An 18,757-nucleotide genomic window follows, 5' to 3' on the forward strand; every position below is an offset into this window, starting at 1 on the left:
ACTCATGACGACAGTGGCCGTGCAGAGGCAGGCGCAGCGGCGCCGCTCGCCTCTCGTCGGGTACCTGCTGCGGCGGGCCGGGACCTCCCTGCTCCTGTTGGTGGGCGTGACCATCGTCACGTTCGCGCTCACCAACCTGGTGCCGGGAGACCCGGTCTCGGCCGCGCTCGGCGAGGGCGCGTCGCAGAACCCCGCGACGCGCGAGGCGTTCATCACGGCGAACGGTCTCGACCAGCCACTGTTCGTGCAGTACTTCATCTATATGGGGAACCTGCTCCGCGGGGACCTCGGCACGTCGCTGGTGACCGGACGCCCGGTCACCAGCGACCTCGCCACCGCCGTGCCCGCGACGATCGAGATCGCGATCAGCGCGATCATCGTCAGCCTCGCGGTCAGCGTCGTGCTCGGCACGCTCGCCGCCTACCGCCGCGGACTCGTCGCCGACCAGGTCATCCGCGTCGTCACGCTCGTCGGGCTCAGCGTCCCGACCTTCTGGCTCGCGCTGGTCAGCTTCTACGTGTTCTTCCTGGAGCTGCGCATCGCGCCGGGCTCCGGACGCATCTCGCCGTCGATCACCCCGCCGCCCCGTGTGACCGGGCTCTACACGGTCGACTACCTCCTCAACGGCGACGCGGTGGGCTTCTTCGACGCCCTCGCGCACCTCGCGCTGCCGGTCATGGTGCTCTCGCTCGTGACCATCGGTCTGCTCACCCGCTTCATCCGCACCTCGGTGCTCGAGGTCCTCGGCAGCGACTACGTGCGGGCAGCCCGTGCCAAGGGCCTGCCGGCGATGCGCGTCATCCTCGACTACGTGCTGCGGGGCGCCTCGCTGCCGATCCTCACCGTGGTCGGCGTGGCCTTCGGAGCCCTGCTCTCCGGAACGGTGCTCGTCGAGTCGGTGTTCGCCTGGCCGGGGCTGGGCACGTACGCCTACAACTCCGCCGCGAACCTCGACCTGCCCGGCATCATGGGCGTGGGCCTCGTGGTCGGCGTCATCTACCTCCTCATCAACTTCATCGTGGACCTGCTCTACGGCGTGCTCGACCCGAGAGTGAGGATCGCATGAGCCGCATCGCCGCAGCGACCCCCGCCGGACGCTTCCGCTTCCGCTGGCCGCGCGCCTGGCGCACCCCGCTCGGCATCATCGGCACCGTCATCGCCGGTGCGTGGATCATCGTCGCCTTCACCGCGCAGTGGTGGGTGCCCTACCCGCCGAACGCGCAGGTGCTGCCCCGTCTGCAGGCGCCGGGCATCGACACGATCCTCGGCACCGACGGCAACGGCCGCGACATCTTCTCCCGATTGATGACCGGCGCGACGGTGAGTCTGCCGCTCGCGCTCATGCTCGTGATCGCCGCCCTCATCATCGGCACCCTCGTCGGCGCGGTCGCCGGGTACTTCGGGCGCGCCGTCGACGAGACGCTCATGCGCATCACGGACCTGTTCATGGCGTTCCCGACCGTGATCCTCGCGATGGTGGTCGCGGCCTCGCTCGGCCCCTCGCTGTTCAACGCCGTCATCGCCGCGATCGTGGTCTCGTGGCCGCAGTACGCCCGCGTCACCCGCAGCATCGTGCTCGGTCTCCGCGGACAGAACTACGTGATCGCGGGCCGCCTGCTCGGACACTCGCCGGTGCGCACCCTGTTCGTCGACATCCTCCCGAACATCGCCGGCCCGGTCCTGGTGCTCGCGACACTCGACATCGGGGCGGCGATCCTGCTGCTCTCCGGCCTCTCCTTCCTCGGCCTGGGGGCGCAGCCGCCGACGGCCGAGTGGGGGTCGATGATCTCCGGTGCGATGCAGAACTTCGACGCCTGGTGGCTCGGAGTCTTCCCCGGTCTCGCGATCCTCACGGTGGTGCTCGCGTTCAACTTCCTCGGAGACGCGATGCGCGACGTGCTCGACCCGACCGCCGAGATCGCCCACGAGAAGCAGGCGGAGCACACGGCTTCCGCGACGGGGGTGCCCGCATGACCGCGCACAGCACGGCGACGCTGAGCATCCGCGACCTCACGATCGACATCGGCCGTCCGCTGGTCAAGGGCGTGTCCCTGGAACTCGAACCGGGGCGCATCCACGGCCTCGCGGGGGAGTCCGGCTCCGGCAAGACGCTCACCTCCCTCGCCGTGCTCGGCCTGCTGCCGCGACAGGCGAAGACCGGCGGCTCGATCCTGCTCGCGGGGGAGGAGCTCGTCGGTCGCAACCGCCGGGGGCTCAACCGCATCCGCGGGAAGCGCATCGCGATGGTCTTCCAGGATCCGTCGGCCTCGCTGCACCCGCAGCTTCCGGTCGGTCGGCAGCTCACCGATCACATGCGCGTGCATCTCGGGCTCAAGGGCGCCGCTGCGCGCGAGCGGGCGGTGGAGCTGCTCCAGACCGTGCAGGTGCCAAATCCGGCCGAGGCGTTGAAGCGGTATCCGCACCAGTTCTCCGGCGGGCAGCGGCAGCGCATCGCGATCGCGTGCGCCCTCGCGTGCGATCCGGAGGTGCTGCTCGCGGACGAGCCGACGACCGCCCTCGACGTGACGGTGCAGGCCGGCATCCTGAAGCTGCTGCGCGACCTCGCGATCGAGCGGAACCTCGCCGTCCTGCTCGTGACTCACGACCTGGGCGTGATGAGCGCGATCGCCGACACGGTCGCCGTCATGAAGGACGGTCGCATCGTGGAGCTCGCCGACCGGGAGACGCTGTTCCGCGCCCCGCAGCACGAGTACACGCGCATGCTGCTCGCGGCCCTGCCGGGGTCGCGCATCGATGAGAGCCCGGAGGAGGCCGCGGATGAGTGAGGTCAGCGTCCTCGACGCGCGCGACGTGGTGGTGCGGTATCCGGGCACCCCGCCCGTGATCGCGGTGAACGGCGTCTCGCTGAGTGTCGCGGCGGGAGAGACGGTCGCCCTCGTGGGCGAGTCCGGCAGCGGCAAGTCGAGCCTGGCCCGCGCTGTCGTCGGCATCGAGAAGACCGCCGGCGGGACGGTGTCGTTCCGCGGAGCCCCCGTCGCGCCGCTGGGGATCCGTCGTCGTGACACGGCGCTCACGGGCATCCAGATGGTCTTCCAGGACCCGGCGACCTCGCTGAATCCGCGCCGGCGGATCGGCGACCAGATCTCCGACGGCATCGCGACCGCCCGCGCGCGCGGTGCCGCCGGTTCCACCGTGGAGGAGTGGCTGGAGCGGGTCGGACTGCCCGCTGAGGTGCGCACCCGCTTCCCGCATCAGTTCTCCGGCGGCCAGAAGCAGCGCATCGCGATCGCCCGAGCGCTCGCCGCGCGGCCCTCGCTGCTCGTCGCCGATGAGCCGATCTCCGCCCTCGACGCGTCCACCCAGACGAGTGTCGCGGGGCTCATGCGCGACCTCGTGGCCGAGTCCGGCGCCGGGATGCTCTTCATCTCCCACGACCTCGCCGTCGTGCGCCGCATCGCCGACCGCACGTTCGTGATGTTCGGCGGGAGGGTGCTCGAATCAGGGCCGACCGCTGAGCTCTGGGCGGCGCCGCGGCACCCCTACACGCAGGCGCTGCTCGCCGCGATCCCGGAGCCCGACGGCACCGGCCGCATCCCCGATGCCCCCTCCGCCGACGACCGCGCGGTCTGGGCCGAGGTGCCTCCCGTCGCCTACTGACGCCGGGCACGGCGGGGCGGACCCGATGCTCCGTCAGGGAGATTCGTCGGAGATGCGCTGAGCCCGATCGAGGTCTTCGGCCCGGAGGAGCTTCGACGCCTGAAGGATCTCGACGCCGAGAAGGTGCCCGTCGGCGTCGAAATCGAGGATGATCTCCCCGGCGCCGTGCGGGTTGCGTATCTCCGGTACCTGCGCGGCGGATTCGCCCGCGTGGAGCTCACGTCCGACCGGGAGGTACGCAGCATCCGCTTCGGGGTCATATCTGAGGTGCATCAACGGCCTCCGCTCGTTCCTCCGCCACCGGTCCTGGTGACGGCGAAGGGCCGGAGCATGCACCCCGGCCCTTCGCGTGTCTCGTGCGATCAGAGCGGCGCGACGATGTCCTGCTTCACGTCCCACTCGGTGATCTCGAGCGCGACGTCGACCGACTGCCCCTGGACGGTCGCGGAGCTGGTCGAGGCGAGGTTGACGTAGTCCTCGGTGACCTCGAACACGACCTCGACGGGCGTGCCCGCCTGCTCGACGGTGCCGCTGACGAGGTAGACCTTCTGGCCGAGGCGCTCGCCGGTGCCGGTCACGGTGAAGTCACCCGTGATGGCCTTCGCCGTCTCGGCGGGGTCCATCGCGGTGACGTCCTTCGCGGTGGTGCTGAGGCCCGCGATGATCGGGTCGCTCGACGACGGGTCGGCGGTCTGCCAGTCGCTCGACGGCGACTTCACCCAGACGTCGTCGCCGATCGCGACGATCGAGCCCATCGGGGAGAGCGACTCCAGCGCCTTCTCGGACGGGTTGAAGCGCGTGGTGGACTCCATGCCCATCACGACGGTCTTGGCGGCGTAGCCGGCAGTGTCGGTCATGGCCTCGGCGATGCAGGCGCCGAGGGCAGAGCCGTCGACGGTGGCGCCGTCGGCGAGCTCGGGGCAGTCGGTGGACGGCGCTTCGGCCTCCTGCGACGCGGCCCCGCTCGGCTTCGACTCGGCCGGCTTGTCCGACGCTCCCGCCGAGCATCCGGTGAGCATGACGGCGGCGGCGAGCACGACGCCGACCCCCCACTTGTTGACGCGCATGGCGCCCCCCTCCAGGTCATGTGCCGATGACCGTCACCAGGCACGCCCTCCAGCATGCCAAGGACCGAGCGGATGTGCGGGAGGCGGTTCCGAGGAAACTCCGCTAGACTGTCGAGGTTGTCTGCCTTGCGGCGTCCATTCGGGATTCCACGGGCGGGCACGTGCACACACCCTCCTGCTCCCGGGAAAGCCCCGAGAGCCGTTCTAGTCCGAAGGAGGTGGGTAAGTGACGCACCAGTACGAACTCATGGTCATTCTGACCCCCGAGATCGACGAGCGCCAGGTCGCCCCGACGCTCGACAAGTTCCTGAAGGTCATCACCAACGATGGTGGCTCTATCGAGAACGTCGACATCTGGGGCAAGCGCCGTCTCGCCTACGAGATCCAGAAGAAGACCGAGGGCATCTACGCCGTCGTCAACTTCACCGCGACCAGCGCCGCCACGCAGGAGCTCGACCGTCAGCTCAAGCTGAACGAGCAGATCATGCGCACCAAGGTGCTCCGCGCTGAAGAGGCTCAGGCGATGATCGCTTCCGAGGCCAAGCGCTCCGAAGAGAAGGCTGCCCGCAAGGCCGCCAAGGCTGCGAAGGCCTAAGTCTCATGGCCGGCGAAACCGTCATCACCGTGGTGGGCAACCTCACCGCCGACCCCGAGCTGCGCTACACGCAGAACGGGCTGCCGGTGGCGAACTTCACCATCGCATCGACGCCTCGCAACTTCGACCGTGCCGCGAACGAGTGGAAGGACGGCGAAGCGCTGTTCCTCCGCGCCTCGGTGTGGCGTGAGTTCGCCGAGCACGTGGCGGGCTCGCTCACCAAGGGCATGCGCGTGATCGCGCAGGGTCGTCTGCGCCAGCGTTCCTACCAGGACCGCGAGGGCAACCAGCGCACCGCGATCGAGCTGGAGGTCGACGAGATCGGCCCCTCGCTGCGGTACGCGACCGCGCAGGTCACCCGTGCGGCCTCGGGCGGTGGCGGCGGGGGACAGTCCCGTCCCGCGCAGCAGCAGCAGGTGTCGGAGGAGCCGTGGTCCACGCCCGGCTCGTCGACCAGCGCCGACGCCTGGAGCACTCCGGGCAGCTTCGGCGACGACACCCCCTTCTGAAAACACTTCTTCACGGGTGGGTCCCTGAGCTTGTCGAAGGGCCGCACCCCGCTCATCACTAAGGAAAAACTATGGCTGGAAAGTCGAGCGGCGACCGCCGCAAGCCGCGGAAGGGTGGCAAGCCCACCGCTCCCGCGAAGTCCATCCGGGTCGGTGTCATCGATTACAAGGATGTCGCCACCCTTCGCAAGTTCGTCTCGGAGCGCGGCAAGATCCGCGCCCGTCGTATCACCGGTGTCTCGGTGCAGGAGCAGCGTCTGATCGCCACGGCGATCAAGAACGCGCGCGAAATGGCGCTCCTGCCCTACGCTGGCGCCGGCCGGTAAGGGGTATCGAGATGGCAAAGCTGATTCTCACGAACGAGGTCGCCGGGCTCGGTAGCGCCGGTGACGTGGTCGAGGTCAAGAACGGGTACGCCCGCAACTTCCTCATCCCGCAGGGCTTCGCTACGGCGTGGACCCGCGGTGGCGAAAAGCAGGTCGCATCGATCCAGGCCGCGCGTCAGGCACGCGCGATCCACGACCGCGACGAGGCTGTGGCCCTGAAGAACACCCTCGAGGGCACCAAGGTGCGCCTCGCGGTGAAGGCCGGCAAGGAAGGCCGTCTGTTCGGCTCGGTGAAGACCGCCGACGTCGCAGAGGCCGTCACGGCTGCGGGCCTCGGCTCGATCGACAAGCGCAAGGTGCACATCACCTCGCCCATCAAGGCGACCGGTGAGCACGAGGCGACCGTGCGTCTGCACGAGGACGTCACTGCCGTCATCACGCTGCAGGTCGTCGCCGCCAAGTAAGGCACCCGACGGGCCCTGCCTGTCGAACAGAACGCCCCCTGTCCTCCGGGACAGGGGGCGTTTCTGCGTCTGGACGCGGGTCAGGCGGCAGGGGTGCTGCCTGATTCCATCGTCTGGTCGATGAGGTGATGCCTCCGTCGACGCTGCGCGACGAGCGCCCACGCCAACGCCACGATGCCGAGGCCGAACACCGCACCGCCGACGAGGAGCGGGACGTTCAGCGGCTCCTCGCCACGGGCAGAGGCGGCGAGGGTGCACCCGGGAGCGTCCGCGTCGAACACCGAACCGGCCGCGATGCAGTCGTTCAGCACGGTGACCTGACGGGCATAGGCCTGATCGGTGTGGACGCTGATCTTCCCGTCCGCCCCCACCTCGCACGGGTTGTCCTCCGTGCACTTCTCCCCGTCGGTGTTGCTCGAACTGTTCACCCCGACGATGGTCTTCCCGTCGGCGGCGACGAGGGCTGCCCCGGAGGTGCCGTGGTAGGTCTCGCAGTCCTCGTCCTTCGCCAGTCGCAGCGAGTCATAGAGCTCATACTCGCCTTCGCGCAGGGTGGGGACGATCGTCTCGACGGTGCAGGTGGAGCCCTCATCCGCCTGCAGGGTGACCACGTCTCCGATCTTCGGCGGCGCGGCGGCGATGTCCAGGACGGTGACGCCCTGCGATTCGAGGTCGGCGTAGGAGGCGTCGAGCCGATAGAGCGCGAGATCGGTGCCGGTCATGGTGGCGAACAGCAGCCGCTCCGTTCTCGATGTGGTCAGGAGGTACCCGTTCTCGTCCTTGAACGGGACCGAGGAGTCCGATGATCGGTCAAGCTCGAATGCTCCAGGCTGCGGGATGTCTCGAGACGGATCCACGGCCGGGGTGCAGTGCCCGTTGGTGAGGAGGAGGGCATGGTCCTCGTCCGTCGACGCCGCGGCTCTGACGATGGAGGACGCGCAGGGCCCGACGCCCGGGTAGCCGGCGAGGGGGTCATGGGGCACGACGTCATCGGGAATCGACTCGTACGTCGACATGACGGTCCGGATCCAGTCGGCGTGCGCGGTCACGTCGGTGAAGAGGCCGCTGACCTCCGGGTTCTGGTCCTCGCTGCCGGTGAGTATGCCGGCGAGGGCCCACCCTCCGTTCACACGGACGAGCAGCGGCCCCCCGGAGTCTGCGTTTCCGGTCTTGCCGTCGCCGTCGCCGGCGCACATCTCGCTGACTCGTTCGATGGTGGGGCAGTCGGCGTTGTCGAGGACTCGCGCGTCGAACTCCTTCAGCATCGTCGGATAGTGGGATTGTTCGCCCGGACTCGCGTCATTACCCCAACCGAGAAAACGCACCGCCGTGCCGACCTTCGGCCGCGCCGACGCGAGAGGGATCGGCGTCTGCGACACCGGCTCGTCGAAGCGCAACAGCATGAGGTCTTCACCGATCACGGGCTCGGTACCCTCGGGGAGGCGGAAGAACCGGCTCACCGTGGCGACCTCACCGCCTTCCGTCACGTCGGCGGAACCGAATTGGACCGTCCATCCCTTCGGCGTTCCCGTGCTGACGAGGTTGTTCTTGCGGCAGTGCGCGGCGGTGAGGCCCCAGTTCGCGTCGATCAGGGTGACGCCGCAGCCGTTGCCTCCCGGCCCCGGCGTCTCCGGGTAGCCGGGCTTGTAGGCGCCCATGAAGGGGTAGGACTCCGTCGCGTCGCTGCCGTCGCTGATCGCGAGCGCGGGCGTCGTGCCCGCGAGGACCAGGAGCGAGGCGAGCACGGCGGCGACGAGGTATCTGATGCGTGTCATGCGAAGGACCGTACGGACGGGGATGTTGCAGGACTGTCGCCGGATTCGCATACGCTCTCGCAACATCCGGTGGGGTGGGCTGGTGTCATGACCGCAGCGACGACATCGCGCGCGCCCTGGGGCGATGCCGCGAAGGGGCTGCTGATCGTCCTCGTGGTGTTCTGGCACGTCGTGCTGAAGACCTACCTGCAGGTCGACTGGCGGCTCGGCATCCCCCTTCCCGGAGCCTGGGGTCTCGCGAGCGACCTCATCTGGCCGTTCCTCATGCCGCTGTTCCTGTTCCTGTCCGGATACTTCGCCTCCGCAGCGTTGGCTCGACCGTGGGCGGCCGTGCTCCGTCCGCGCGTGGGCCGCTTCCTCTACCTCTATCTCCTCTGGAGCCTCATCCATGCCGCCGCGATGTGGGCGTTCCCCGACTTCCCGACGTTCGTACCGAGGAGTGTCTCCGCGTTCGTGGAGGGGGTGACGATCAGCCCGCCGAACACCTGGTACCTCTACGCCCTCGCGCTGTACTTCGTCGTCGCGAAGGGATTGCAGCGACTGCCGCGCGGCGTCCTGCTGGCGGGTTCCGGAGTCCTCTCGGTGGCGGTGGCCGCCGGGCTGGTCGATGTGGTGAGCAACCGCGGATCGCTCCTCTACAACCTCTTCTTCTTCCTCGGAGGTGCGTACCTCGCACCGCGCATCCGTCGCTTCACCGCTCGTCCGCGACCAGCACTCGCCGGGGCCCTGATCCTCGGGTACCTCGCCGCCTACGCCGTCATGCGCGTGACGGGTACGGAGACCGTTCCCGGGGTGTGGCCGGCGGTGTCCGTCCTCGGGGTGGCGATGGGACTCGCCGTCGCCCCGATCCTCGCGGGCCTCCCGCTGGCCGGGCGGGGCCTGCAAGCGCTCGGCGTCCGGAGCCTGCCCATCTACCTCCTGCACATGCCGCTGCTCGCGCTCGCCGACGCCGCGCTCGTGGGGGTCCTGTCCGACGCGGGGCAAGCCGTGCAGCTGCTCGCGGCCGTCCTGCTCCCGGTCGTGCTCACGGCGGGTCTGGTCGCCGCGTGCATCGGCCTCGATCGCCTCACCGCTCGCGATGGACTCGCCTGGCTGTGGGATCTGCCTCGTCGGCGGGCCGCGGTCGACGGCGCGCCTCGGAGAGTCCCCTGGCGGACACCGGTCGCGGTGCTGACCTTGGTGGGGGTCGGCCTCGCCGTCAGCGCCGCGGCGGCGGTCCCCGCCCGCCCCGCCGCGATCGCCGACCGCGCCGCGACCAACGAGGGCGAGGTCAGCATCGGCGCCGTCGGCGACATCCTGCTGTACGACGCGTCGCGCGGGATCCCGGTGGATCGCGGACGATCGACCTTCGACGCCGTGCGCCCGTGGTTCACCGAAGACATCGTCACCGGCAACCTCGAGCAGGTGATCGCGGCGGACACCGGCGTCGACAAGTGCGGCGGGAGCGACCACTGCCTCGCGTTCCGCAGCGAGCCGGATGCCGTGGAGGCGCTGCGTGGATTCGACGTGCTCAATCAGGCGAACAACCACAGTCACGACTTCGGCCGGGAGGGCGTCGACGAGACGAGGACGATCCTCCGCGCAGAGGGCATGGACGCGGTCGGCGACCGGAACGAGGTCGTCGTGACGAGGGTGGGGGAGACCACCGTGGCCCTGGTCGGGTTCGCGCCCTACGGGGGGTTCAACCGGGTCACCGACCTCCGTCACGTCGGTCAGGTGGTGCGCGCGGCGGCGGAACAGGCCGATCTCGTCGTCGTCCACGCGCACATGGGCGCCGAGGGACCAGAGGCCGACGCGGTCACCGGCGGGACCGAGCACAGCTTCGGGGAGAACCGGGGTGATCCGCAGGCGTTCGCGCATGCGGCCGTCGACGCCGGGGCCGATCTGGTGGTCGGGCACGGTCCGCACGTCGTCCGGGGTGCGGAGTTCTACCGTGGCCGGCTCATCGCGTACAGCCTGGGCAACTTCGCGGGAGGGGGCGTCTTCGGGGCCGAGGAGGAGACGCGCTTCGGCGCCTACCTGTCGGTCCGTCTCCGCGCAGACGGAACGTATCTCGGCGGACAGGTCCGCTCGATCGGCTTGGAGGCCGACGGCGGCGCCCCGGCGCCCGATCCGACCGGTCGGGCCGGCGCCCTGATGGACGAGCGCGGCCGACGGGACTTCCCGGGCAGTGCCGCCGTCGTCGACGCCGACGGGTCGATCGCCCCGCCGTGAGTATAGGCTGCTGGCCATGACGGACGACGTTCGCAATGTGCGCGAGGCCCTTTCCACCATCCACGAGCACTGGCAGCCGCACCGGCTGACGAGCGTCAACGACTACGACGTCAAGGTCGTGAAGCTGCAGGGCGAGTTCGTCTGGCACACGCATCCCGAGACCGACGAGCTGTTCTTCGTGGTGAGCGGGCGCCTGACGATCCAGCTCCGCGACCGCGACGTCGTCCTGAACCCGAACGACGTGTTCGTCGTTCCTCGGGGGGTCGAGCATTGCCCGAAAGCCGAGGAAGAGGTGCAGGCGATCCTCTTCGAGCCGAAGGGCACGGTCAACACCGGAGACGCAGGCGGCGACATGACGGCGGAGCTCCAGGAGCTCGGCTAAGCCCCATCACGTCCCGTGCGTCCGCGGAACGGGCGCACGGATGCCCCGCGGTGGGGGGACCACGGGGCATCCGCCGTTTGCGCGGCGGTCACGCTCGGCAGAGGAAGCGCAGCGAGGGCTGCACCGCACGGGCGGACGCTGCCGCGCACCGGCGGGGGCGAGTCTCCTCCCCCGAGGACATCGCCACCGCCGGGGCTCAGCGCCTACGCCGTGCGACGGCGCAGCAGGCCCGCACCTCCCAGCAGCAGGAGAGCGGCGAGGGCCCACAGCCACGGGGCCGAGGCGCCACCGGTCATCGCGAGACCGGTGGCCTCACCCGTCGCGGCGGCACCCGCAGCCCACGGCATGCTGGTCATGCCGGCTCCGGTGCTCGGCGTCGTTCCCGGGTTCGCTCCGGGGTCGGTTCCGGGGTTGGTGCCGGGGTCGGTGCCCGGGTCGGTGCCCGGGTCCGTTCCGGGATCAGTGCCCGGGTCCGTGCCCGGATCGGTGCCGGGGTTCGTGCCGGGATCGGTCACCGTGCTCTCGCCGACGACGGAGATCGCGTTCCCGCCGATCGTGATGGGAAGCGTCACCGGTAGCTCCAGCTGAGTCCCGCCGAGGACGCTGTCGTCACCGCCGGTGGTGCTGCCTCCGGTCGCGGGTGCGGTCGGGGCCGTGGCGCCGCCGGTGGTGCCGGTGACGGTGGCGTCGTCGGTGACGGAGATGGCGTTGCCGGTGACGCCGATGGGGGCGGTCACGGGCGCGACCACCTGGGTGCCGCCGAGGATGCTGTCGTCACCGCCGGTGGTGCTGCCTCCGGTCGCGGGTGCGGTCGGGGCCGTGGCGCCGCCGGTGGTGCCGGTGGCCTCGCTGTCGCCGAGGAGCGAGATGGCGTTGCCGCCGACGGTGACGGGGGCCGTCACCGGGGCGACGACCTGGGTGCCGCTCGCCGTGCCGTCCTCGCCCGAGGTGCTCGACCCGGCCGCGGGCGCAGCCGGTGCCGGGCTGGTGCCGCCGGAGGTGCCGGTGGCCTCGCTGTCGCCGAGGAGCGAGATGGCGTTGCCGCCGACGGTGACAGGCGCCGTCACGGGTGCCACGGCCTGCGTGCCCCCGAGGATGCTGTCGTCACCGCCGGTGGTGCTCCCGCCGGCCGCGGGTGCGGTCGGGGCCGCGGTGCCGCCGGTGGTGCCGGTGGCCTCGCTGTCGCCGAGGAGCGAGATGGCGTTGCCGCCGACGGTGACGGGGGCCGTCACCGGGGCGACGACCTGGGTGCCGCTCGCGGTGCCGTCCTCGCCCGAGGTGCTCGACCCGGTCGCCGGGGCAGGCGCCGGTGCTGCGGCGCTCTCTCCCTCAGCGGCCGACTCGGAGTCACCGAGCAGCGAGATAGCGTTGTCGGACACGGTCACCGGGGCGTTGACCGCCACCAGAGCCTGCGTGCCCGAGAGCACGCCATCCAGGCCGTCCGTGTCGAGGGAGAGCACCCCGGCCGCGTCAGGGGCCTGGGGAGCCGCGCTCTGGGGAGGAGCGGCGGCCGGGGTGCTGGTCGTGGAGTCTTCGGTGAGGCTGATCGCGTTGTCCGTCACCGTGACGGGGAGGTTCACGGTCACCACGGCTTGGGTGCCGGATGCGGTGCCCTCCTCGCCGCTCGTCTGCGGAGCGGGGGCGGACGCCGGTGCGGGAGCCGGAGCAGGGGCGGGAGCCGGGGCCGGAGCCGGCGCGGTGGATGCCGCGTCGCCGAGCACGGAGATCGCGTTGTCGACGACCGTGATCGGGGCGGTGATGGGCGCTACTGCCTGGGTGCCGGAGAGGAAGCCGTCGTCTCCGGATGTCTCGGCCGCATTGGCGGCCGTCGCGCCGAGCAGGGTGATCCCGCCGGCGATGAGCGTGCCCCAGAGGACGCGCTTCGCGTAGGTACGCATGATGGTTCTCCTGACGTGACTGGTCTGTCTGATGGGATGCGCGCGAGGAAGTGCGCGCGCAGCACGGCATCTGTCATCCCGGTGGGATGACGCGACAGTCCGTCAGTCAGGCGAGACGTCGGTGTCGGCGACGGGTGCGCCCGGAAGGGCGTCGTCCCGTGCGCCGGCGGCCCGCTCCCAGGCACGGAGCGGGGTTGCGCCGATCTCGCTGAGGCGAGCGGGGGCGCTGGCGGAACCTCCGGCCGAGGTGGCGGAGGAAGAGGCGGGGGCGGTCGGAGCGGCCGGAGGAGCACCGAACGGCACCGGAGCGGTGTCACCGGCACCGGCGTCCGAGGAGTCGGGTGCGGAGACCGGACCTGCGAAGGAAGCCACGGTGCGGAGCACAGAGTCCTGGCCCGTGCTCGGCGAGGCCGACGGTGCGGGAGCAGGCTCGGGAAGCGCGGCGATGTCCTCGCGCACAGGGGGGACGCCCATGGGGACGGAGCCCTCCGGGGTCTGCGGTGCAGCCGGCTCATGTGGCGTGAGCACCTCGACGACCGGCGGAACGGTCTCTTCGACGACGCCGCCGATCAGGCTGGTCGTGCCGTCGACGACACCGACGACGTTCTCGACCAGGTCGATGGCGCCGGAGTCCACGACGATGCCGCCGACCAGCGGAAGGCCGCCGACGAGGTCGAGCACGGGCGCGGTGATCTGCGAGACCGGTGCAGAGCCGAGCACGTCGGTCACGGGCTCGACGACCGTCTCGGTGGTCTCGGCGACCGCCTCGAGCAACGGAGCCGCAGTGTCTCCGACGACCGGGACCTGCGTCACCGTTTCGGTAACCGTCTCGACGACGGCGGGAGCCGCCTCCTGGACCGGAGCAACGGTGTGGGTCACGACCGGCGCGACGACCTCCTGCACGACGGGGGCCACGACCTCCTGGACCACCGGCGTCGCCACCTGCTTCACCACCGGAGCCACGACGTTGTTCACGACCGGCTTCGTCACGGCGGTGACCGTCTCCGACACGACGGAGGTGAGGCCGTCGAGCGGACCCTTCGGCTCCTCGGCCGCATGCGCGGAGCCCCCACCGGTGAGGACGGTCAGGGCCGCCCAGGCGAGCACGCCGACGCCACCCCAGAGGACGGCGTTGGGTACGCCGCGTCGGGTGGTCCGAGCGTCCACGTCGTCCTCCCCCTCCGAAGGTCTACGGGTGTGTCGATGGGAGGCACAATACTCGCGGACCCCCTCTCTGTCCAGGGGCGTTTACATCCGATTCGTCTCGTGTCAGATCGTGACGCGCCCGGCGGATTTCCGGCTTGACTTTCCCCAGGTTCTACACATGCCCCCTCCGGAGGGGAAACCTTCAACGCGCAATTTAAACTCGTTTTCATCCACAGGCTGGGGAAACGATTTATACCTGGTCAGTTCGCAGAAAAAACTTCGCTCTTCACACCGTCCACCGGGTTATCCACACCCGTTCTGCACAGACACTCCGAGATTGTCCGCACGCTGTCCACATGGTTATCCACAGGCCGTGTTGCACCGTGTGGAGACCGCTCATAGCGTGGTCGAGCGACCGAATGTCGGGGGCACCTGCTTGTCTGGGGATGGCCGCCGCGCGGCCGCGGTCCCCCGCACCGGCATCCGCGAATGCGCGCGCGGGGCCCGCCTCAGAACCGTCGCATCGAAGGGAACACAGTGTCGATCGCCGACATCTCCGCGGAGCGCCTGGGAGGGCAGCGTCCGCCCGAGCGCACCCCTCCGCACGACCTCCTCGCCGAGCAGAGCGCCCTGGGCGGCATGCTTCTGTCGAAGGACGCCGTCGCCGATGTGATCGAGACGCTCAAGGGCGCCGACTTCTACATCCCGAAGCACGAGCTCATCTTCGAGGCCATCCTCTCCCTCTACTCCCACGGTGAGCCGACCGACGTCGTCGCCGTCACCGACGAGCTCATCAAGACCGGTGAGCTGAACAAGGCGGGCGGCGCGGACTACCTGCACACCCTTACGTCGATCGTCCCGACCGCGGCCAACGCCGGCTACTACGCGGGCATCGTCTCCGAGCGAGCGATCCTCCGCCGCCTCGTCGACGCCGGGACGCGCATCGTCCAGCTCGGCTACGACGGCCAGGGCGACGCGACCGACATCGTCAACAACGCGCAGGCGGAGATCTACTCGGTCACCGGCTCGGAGACGGCCGAGGACTACGTACCGCTCACCGTCGCGGTCGATGCCGCCGTCGAGGAGATCGAGGCGGCCAACGGCCGCGACGGTTCCATGACCGGCATCCCCACCGGCTTCCGCGAGCTCGACGAGCTCACCAACGGCCTGCACGGCGGCCAGATGATCGTCGTCGCCGCGCGACCCGCGATGGGTAAGTCCACGCTCGCCCTCGACTTCGCCCGTGCGGCCTCGATCGGGCACGACTTCCCCTCGATCTTCTTCTCGCTCGAGATGGGCAAGAGCGAGATCGCGATGCGTCTGCTCAGCGCCGAGGGGGCGATCCCGCTGCAGAACATGCGCAAGGGAACGCTCGACCCGCGGGACTGGACGACGGTCGCCGCCACCCGCGGCCGCATCAACGACGCCCCGCTCTACATCGACGACAGCCCGAACATGACGCTCGTCGAGATCCGGGCGAAGTGCCGGCGGCTGAAGCAGCGGGCCGGTCTGCGGATGGTCATCATCGACTATCTCCAGCTCATGACATCCGGCAAGCGCGTCGAGTCCCGTCAGCAGGAGGTCTCGGAGTTCTCGCGAAGCCTCAAGCTCATCGCCAAGGAGCTGCAGGTCCCGGTCATCGCCCTGTCGCAGCTGAACCGTGGTCCCGAGCAGCGACAGGACAAGAAGCCCGCCATCAGCGACCTGCGAGAGTCCGGATCGATCGAGCAGGACGCCGACATGGTCATCCTGCTGCACCGCGACTCGGTCTATGACAAGGATGTCCGTCCCGGCGAGGCCGACCTCATCGTGGCCAAGCACCGTAACGGGCCGACCGCGACCATCACGGTCGCCTTCCAGGGGCACTACTCCCGGTTCGCCGACATGGCCCCGGGCGGCGACTTCAACTGATCGCTGACTTCCGCCGGCATGTGGCGATCGAGCGGAGTCGGCGTGGTATGATCGCTTTTGATCGGGGGAGTGGCCCGAAGCCTGCGCGTAGGTCGCGTGTTCCGGGAACGCTCTCGTCGTCGTCAGGCGACGCGGCACAGCACCGTTGATCGTCGCGGTGTCGGCCCTCATACGCCAAGCCCGACACACTCCGCCGTTCCGCCGAGTGACGTCGCCGTATGGGTCTGGGAGCGCGGTGCCGGGGTGCGAGAGGGCGACCTTGACCATCTGGCCCTGGTCGAGAAGGCGCTCGCTCGTGAACGCCTCCGGGACCTGAGCGGACAGCTGCGTGTGGAGCTCCCGGCACATCACACCGTCGAGGGTCTGCACGAGGTGGTCCACGACGGGAGCGCTCGACTGGTGCGGACAATCAGTGGTGGCTGATCTCCGCACGGGGGCGTGACGTGGCCCGAGCGCTTGCCGGGGCGAGAGTGCCCGTCCCGGTCACGTTGGAGGGTGACCGGTGGTATCTGATGGAAGTGAGAAGAACTGTGTGAGTGAGGTCCATCCGCCGGAACTCAGCGGCCTGCTCACCCGGTTCGAGGACCCGTGGCCAGCAGTGCTCGAGGTCGGACCGGGGTGGTGTTCGCTCCTAGTCACTCTGGATGGCACGCTGGCGAGTATCGCTCCGACGTGCGTCGTCGCGCAGGTGAAGTCGAAGTTCGCGGTGCTGTCGTTCTGCGCTCGCCCGACCGAGGACCCGGCCGGCTTCGATCCGGTCTTCACTGCCGCCGTCGATGCGGCCGAGCGAGAAAGTGCTTGGACGTGTGAAGAGTGTGGGGCGCCGGCAACGGTCCACACGGTGGCGCTGTGGTCCGTGGCGCTGTGCCCGTCGCACGCCCGGAACGCTAGCGGCTCCAGACGGTAGAACGGTCATGACCGCGGGCGCGGCGATGTGTGCGTCTGTGGGCCGGCGTGCGCCACATCAGTCTCATGAGTGCGCCGGAGTATGGACGCGACGTGGACCGATCCGCGATCGCTGCCATGTTCGGTGTGTTCGCGGCCGCGCGAGACTTCGGTGTTGGAGAGTCGACGTTCCTTGAGTCGCTCGTTGTGCACGCAGCACCGGGGGAGATCGTGGCAGGCGTCGGGGTCTTGGGCGGGATTCGTGCGTCGTTGCAGAACGCGACTGCCGATGCTTCGGCTGTGTTGCGGGGCGTAGCGGGTGACCTAACTCGAGCTCCCGGGCATCGGTGAACTCGTAGGTTGGCTTCTGCTTATGGCGCGGAGTAGTGAGACCATATCGCCCCGATGAGGAGGGCGAGCTCGTCGCGGTTTCCCCGTAGCGCCGCCTCTCGGACGAGGCGCCCAAGGGTATCGTCGTCGCGGGCATCTCGTCTCAGACTGCGGATCTCGTCGAGGTCGTCCGTTACACCGGTGTGGCGCACGTCCTCGTCGCTGTCTGCATCGGGGATGACGGTGGAGACGGGGAAAAGATCGAGGGGGACGGGCTGGGCTGCGACGGGCCGCGACGCAGCGTCGGACAGTTCTGTCTGCGGGATCGGCCAGTTTCCGGTGGGAAGTTCGCGGAGTTCGTTGCGATGTTTGATGAGGAAGCTGGCGCCGAAGGAACTGTGCACCCAGCTCCACACACTGTCGCGGGAGGGGTAGACCTGGCGGGTGTGATCGATCCATCCCAGCCCGCTGATCGCGGGGGTGCCGTCTGCGAGTCCGACGGTATCGAGTTGGGACGTGGGCGGCTTCCAGCGAAGAATGTCGGGGTGAGCGAAGGGGCGCACATGTTCGCCGAGTGCGACAGCGGCCAGCCGTGCGGCGGTGGCGCGCAGGTAGACCTCGTCTTGTACGGGGCTGGGGAGTGGTTGTGGGTGGGCGGCAGCGATCAGTGCGGCGGCCATCGTCGCGATCGTGTCGGTGTCTGTGCCGAGGGTGTGCGCGGCGAGGAGGGTCGCCGCTCTCGGGTCGGTGGGGAACGCGGCGGCGAGGGCGAGTGCTGCGATGACGGTGCCCGTGCCGCTGCCGAGTGTCTTCGGATCGCGGAGCCCCATCTGGTCAACAAGGGTCTGGTAGGTGTCGGACGTCGGGGGGGTGTGGGCGACGAACCGGCCAGCGATGTCGAGGAGTGCGTCGCATTCGTCGGCTGCTTGATTCCAGGCGTCGTCGAAGGAGCGTTGTTCGTGGTGCTCCCATGCGGGGACCCAGATTGTCCAGAGGTCGGTGTCTTGTCGGAAGAACCGGACTGCGCGGCGGGCGGCAGCAAGCAGGTCGATCCATGTGCGGGGGGTCGGGGTGGTCGATTCTCGAAGGCTGTAAGAGAGGGCGATGGCGTGCAGGACGGCGCCCAGTAGCGCGCGAGGATGCCCGTGGGTGACGGTGGCGTCACGGATGACGGCGGAGATGTATGTGTCGTGGAACCCGTCGGCCCATACATGAGGCTGGATGCGCATTGCGGCGCCGTTACCGCCGGCCGTCGTCCACCCGTCGTAGAAGTTGGCGTACCAGGTGGCGTTGGCCTTCGTCATGCTGGTCGCGGCGGCACGGGACGCTCGTCCACCGCCGAGAGCGTAGGCGGGCCACACAGGAAGTTCGATGCGCGCGAAAGCTTCGACATCGAAGCCGGAACTGGAGATGCAACGGGCGGTTGCCAGTCGCAGCTGTGTGTCGTCGGAGTAGGTGCCGGCGGGGAGGTCAGCGTGCACTCCGTACTTGCCGCCGATGCGACGCCGCCAGTCAAGGGTCCCGTCCAGCTCGTTCCCGTGGGTGCGGTGACGAAGTCCGGATTCGTCGGTCAGCTCGGAGATGAATCCGACGGCGTCTGCCCAGGCAGCCCATAGCATCGACGAGGTGACTCGTCG

Annotated in this window: 17 protein-coding genes; 11 read left to right on the forward strand and 6 right to left on the reverse strand. The window is 69.5% G+C overall.

Annotated features, from left to right (window positions below):
- The first annotated feature begins 4 nt into the window (after positions 1-4).
- From AB1285_RS15540 to AB1285_RS15555, 4 genes are read left to right on the forward strand one after another with little or no spacing between them, the layout of a single operon-like run.
- Complete coding sequence (locus AB1285_RS15540) at positions 5-1,066, forward strand: ABC transporter permease (protein WP_370428229.1); 1,062 nt, start codon at positions 5-7, stop codon at positions 1,064-1,066.
- Entirely contained in the window at positions 1,063-1,974 is a 912-nt protein-coding gene (locus AB1285_RS15545) for an ABC transporter permease (protein ID WP_187662749.1), read from the forward strand. Before AB1285_RS15540 ends, AB1285_RS15545 begins: the two co-directional genes overlap by 4 nt.
- Complete coding sequence (locus tag AB1285_RS15550; protein ID WP_187662748.1) at positions 1,971-2,786, forward strand: ABC transporter ATP-binding protein; 816 nt, start codon at positions 1,971-1,973, stop codon at positions 2,784-2,786. The genes AB1285_RS15545 and AB1285_RS15550 overlap by 4 nt, the downstream gene beginning before the upstream one ends.
- Positions 2,779-3,618 (forward strand): ABC transporter ATP-binding protein, encoded by an 840-nt coding sequence (locus AB1285_RS15555; protein WP_259952709.1) that lies wholly within the window; start codon positions 2,779-2,781, stop codon positions 3,616-3,618. Before AB1285_RS15550 ends, AB1285_RS15555 begins: the two co-directional genes overlap by 8 nt.
- Before the next feature lie 33 nt (positions 3,619-3,651).
- Here the strand turns inward: AB1285_RS15555 and AB1285_RS15560 are convergent, their stop codons facing one another.
- Together AB1285_RS15560 and AB1285_RS15565 are read right to left on the reverse strand one after the other, a co-directional pair.
- The gene (locus tag AB1285_RS15560) at positions 3,652-3,891 is read right to left on the reverse strand and encodes a DUF2283 domain-containing protein (RefSeq protein ID WP_187662746.1); all 240 of its coding nucleotides are present in this window, start codon (positions 3,889-3,891) and stop codon (positions 3,652-3,654) included.
- Positions 3,892-3,980: 89 nt separating this feature from the next.
- Positions 3,981-4,685 (reverse strand): hypothetical protein, encoded by a 705-nt coding sequence (locus AB1285_RS15565; protein ID WP_187662745.1) that lies wholly within the window; start codon positions 4,683-4,685, stop codon positions 3,981-3,983.
- Positions 4,686-4,911: 226 nt separating this feature from the next.
- On the opposite strand from AB1285_RS15565, the gene rpsF reads away from it, so the two are divergent.
- The 4 genes from rpsF (at position 4,912) to rplI (ending at position 6,579) form a co-directional block, all read left to right on the forward strand.
- On the forward strand, positions 4,912-5,280 hold the full coding sequence (gene rpsF, locus AB1285_RS15570) for a 30S ribosomal protein S6 (RefSeq protein WP_021201450.1): 369 nt from the start codon (positions 4,912-4,914) through the stop codon (positions 5,278-5,280).
- A 5-nt stretch (positions 5,281-5,285) separates the two neighbouring features.
- Positions 5,286-5,789, forward strand: a complete 504-nt coding sequence (locus AB1285_RS15575) for a single-stranded DNA-binding protein (RefSeq protein ID WP_025102815.1) — start codon at positions 5,286-5,288, stop codon at positions 5,787-5,789.
- A gap of 71 nt (positions 5,790-5,860) precedes the next feature.
- The gene (gene rpsR, locus AB1285_RS15580; RefSeq protein ID WP_017829850.1) at positions 5,861-6,115 is read left to right on the forward strand and encodes a 30S ribosomal protein S18; all 255 of its coding nucleotides are present in this window, start codon (positions 5,861-5,863) and stop codon (positions 6,113-6,115) included.
- Between the two features lie 11 nt (positions 6,116-6,126).
- Entirely contained in the window at positions 6,127-6,579 is a 453-nt protein-coding gene (rplI, locus tag AB1285_RS15585; RefSeq protein ID WP_187662744.1) for a 50S ribosomal protein L9, read from the forward strand.
- A gap of 80 nt (positions 6,580-6,659) precedes the next feature.
- Here rplI and AB1285_RS15590 read toward each other — a convergent pair whose 3' ends face one another.
- A complete protein-coding gene (locus AB1285_RS15590; protein ID WP_370428230.1) occupies positions 6,660-8,354 on the reverse strand; it encodes a trypsin-like serine protease in 1,695 nt (564 codons plus the stop codon).
- Between the two features lie 87 nt (positions 8,355-8,441).
- Here AB1285_RS15590 and AB1285_RS15595 point away from each other — a divergent pair, with 87 nt between their 5' ends.
- Together AB1285_RS15595 and AB1285_RS15600 are read left to right on the forward strand one after the other, a co-directional pair.
- Positions 8,442-10,568, forward strand: a complete 2,127-nt coding sequence (locus tag AB1285_RS15595; protein ID WP_370428231.1) for a CapA family protein — start codon at positions 8,442-8,444, stop codon at positions 10,566-10,568.
- A gap of 16 nt (positions 10,569-10,584) precedes the next feature.
- Positions 10,585-10,950: a cupin domain-containing protein gene (locus AB1285_RS15600; protein WP_187662741.1), complete on the forward strand. Its 366-nt coding sequence runs from the start codon at positions 10,585-10,587 to the stop codon at positions 10,948-10,950.
- Between the two features lie 203 nt (positions 10,951-11,153).
- Here AB1285_RS15600 and AB1285_RS15605 read toward each other — a convergent pair whose 3' ends face one another.
- Together AB1285_RS15605 and AB1285_RS15610 are read right to left on the reverse strand one after the other, a co-directional pair.
- A complete protein-coding gene (locus tag AB1285_RS15605) occupies positions 11,154-12,848 on the reverse strand; it encodes a hypothetical protein (protein WP_370428232.1) in 1,695 nt (564 codons plus the stop codon).
- A gap of 102 nt (positions 12,849-12,950) precedes the next feature.
- A complete protein-coding gene (locus tag AB1285_RS15610; RefSeq protein ID WP_370428233.1) occupies positions 12,951-14,015 on the reverse strand; it encodes a hypothetical protein in 1,065 nt (354 codons plus the stop codon).
- Positions 14,016-14,531: 516 nt separating this feature from the next.
- Between AB1285_RS15610 and dnaB the strand changes: the two genes are divergently transcribed.
- Entirely contained in the window at positions 14,532-15,905 is a 1,374-nt protein-coding gene (dnaB, locus tag AB1285_RS15615; RefSeq protein ID WP_268776890.1) for a replicative DNA helicase, read from the forward strand.
- 1,256 nt (positions 15,906-17,161) lie between these two features.
- On the opposite strand, the gene AB1285_RS15620 is transcribed toward dnaB, so the two are convergent.
- Entirely contained in the window at positions 17,162-18,739 is a 1,578-nt protein-coding gene (locus AB1285_RS15620) for an ADP-ribosylglycohydrolase family protein (RefSeq protein WP_370428234.1), read from the reverse strand.
- Positions 18,740-18,757 lie beyond the last annotated feature (18 nt).

It is taken from the genome of Microbacterium sp. NRRL B-14842 (genome assembly GCF_050470785.1).

What these genes read in the sequence shown, in the direction of transcription:
- AB1285_RS15540 (WP_370428229.1), top strand. Translation starts at nt 5, where the DNA reads ATGACGACAGTGGCCGTGCAGAGGCAGGCGCAGCGGCGCCGCTCGCCT.
- AB1285_RS15545 (WP_187662749.1), top strand. Translation starts at nt 1,063, where the DNA reads ATGAGCCGCATCGCCGCAGCGACCCCCGCCGGACGCTTCCGCTTCCGC.
- AB1285_RS15550 (WP_187662748.1), top strand. Translation starts at nt 1,971, where the DNA reads ATGACCGCGCACAGCACGGCGACGCTGAGCATCCGCGACCTCACGATC.
- AB1285_RS15555 (WP_259952709.1), top strand. Translation starts at nt 2,779, where the DNA reads ATGAGTGAGGTCAGCGTCCTCGACGCGCGCGACGTGGTGGTGCGGTAT.
- AB1285_RS15560 (WP_187662746.1), bottom strand. Translation starts at nt 3,891, where the DNA reads ATGCACCTCAGATATGACCCCGAAGCGGATGCTGCGTACCTCCCGGTC.
- AB1285_RS15565 (WP_187662745.1), bottom strand. Translation starts at nt 4,685, where the DNA reads ATGCGCGTCAACAAGTGGGGGGTCGGCGTCGTGCTCGCCGCCGCCGTC.
- AB1285_RS15575 (WP_025102815.1), top strand. Translation starts at nt 5,286, where the DNA reads ATGGCCGGCGAAACCGTCATCACCGTGGTGGGCAACCTCACCGCCGAC.
- rpsR (WP_017829850.1), top strand. Translation starts at nt 5,861, where the DNA reads ATGGCTGGAAAGTCGAGCGGCGACCGCCGCAAGCCGCGGAAGGGTGGC.
- rplI (WP_187662744.1), top strand. Translation starts at nt 6,127, where the DNA reads ATGGCAAAGCTGATTCTCACGAACGAGGTCGCCGGGCTCGGTAGCGCC.
- AB1285_RS15590 (WP_370428230.1), bottom strand. Translation starts at nt 8,354, where the DNA reads ATGACACGCATCAGATACCTCGTCGCCGCCGTGCTCGCCTCGCTCCTG.
- AB1285_RS15595 (WP_370428231.1), top strand. Translation starts at nt 8,442, where the DNA reads ATGACCGCAGCGACGACATCGCGCGCGCCCTGGGGCGATGCCGCGAAG.
- AB1285_RS15600 (WP_187662741.1), top strand. Translation starts at nt 10,585, where the DNA reads ATGACGGACGACGTTCGCAATGTGCGCGAGGCCCTTTCCACCATCCAC.
- AB1285_RS15605 (WP_370428232.1), bottom strand. Translation starts at nt 12,848, where the DNA reads ATGCGTACCTACGCGAAGCGCGTCCTCTGGGGCACGCTCATCGCCGGC.
- AB1285_RS15620 (WP_370428234.1), bottom strand. Translation starts at nt 18,739, where the DNA reads ATGCTATGGGCTGCCTGGGCAGACGCCGTCGGATTCATCTCCGAGCTG.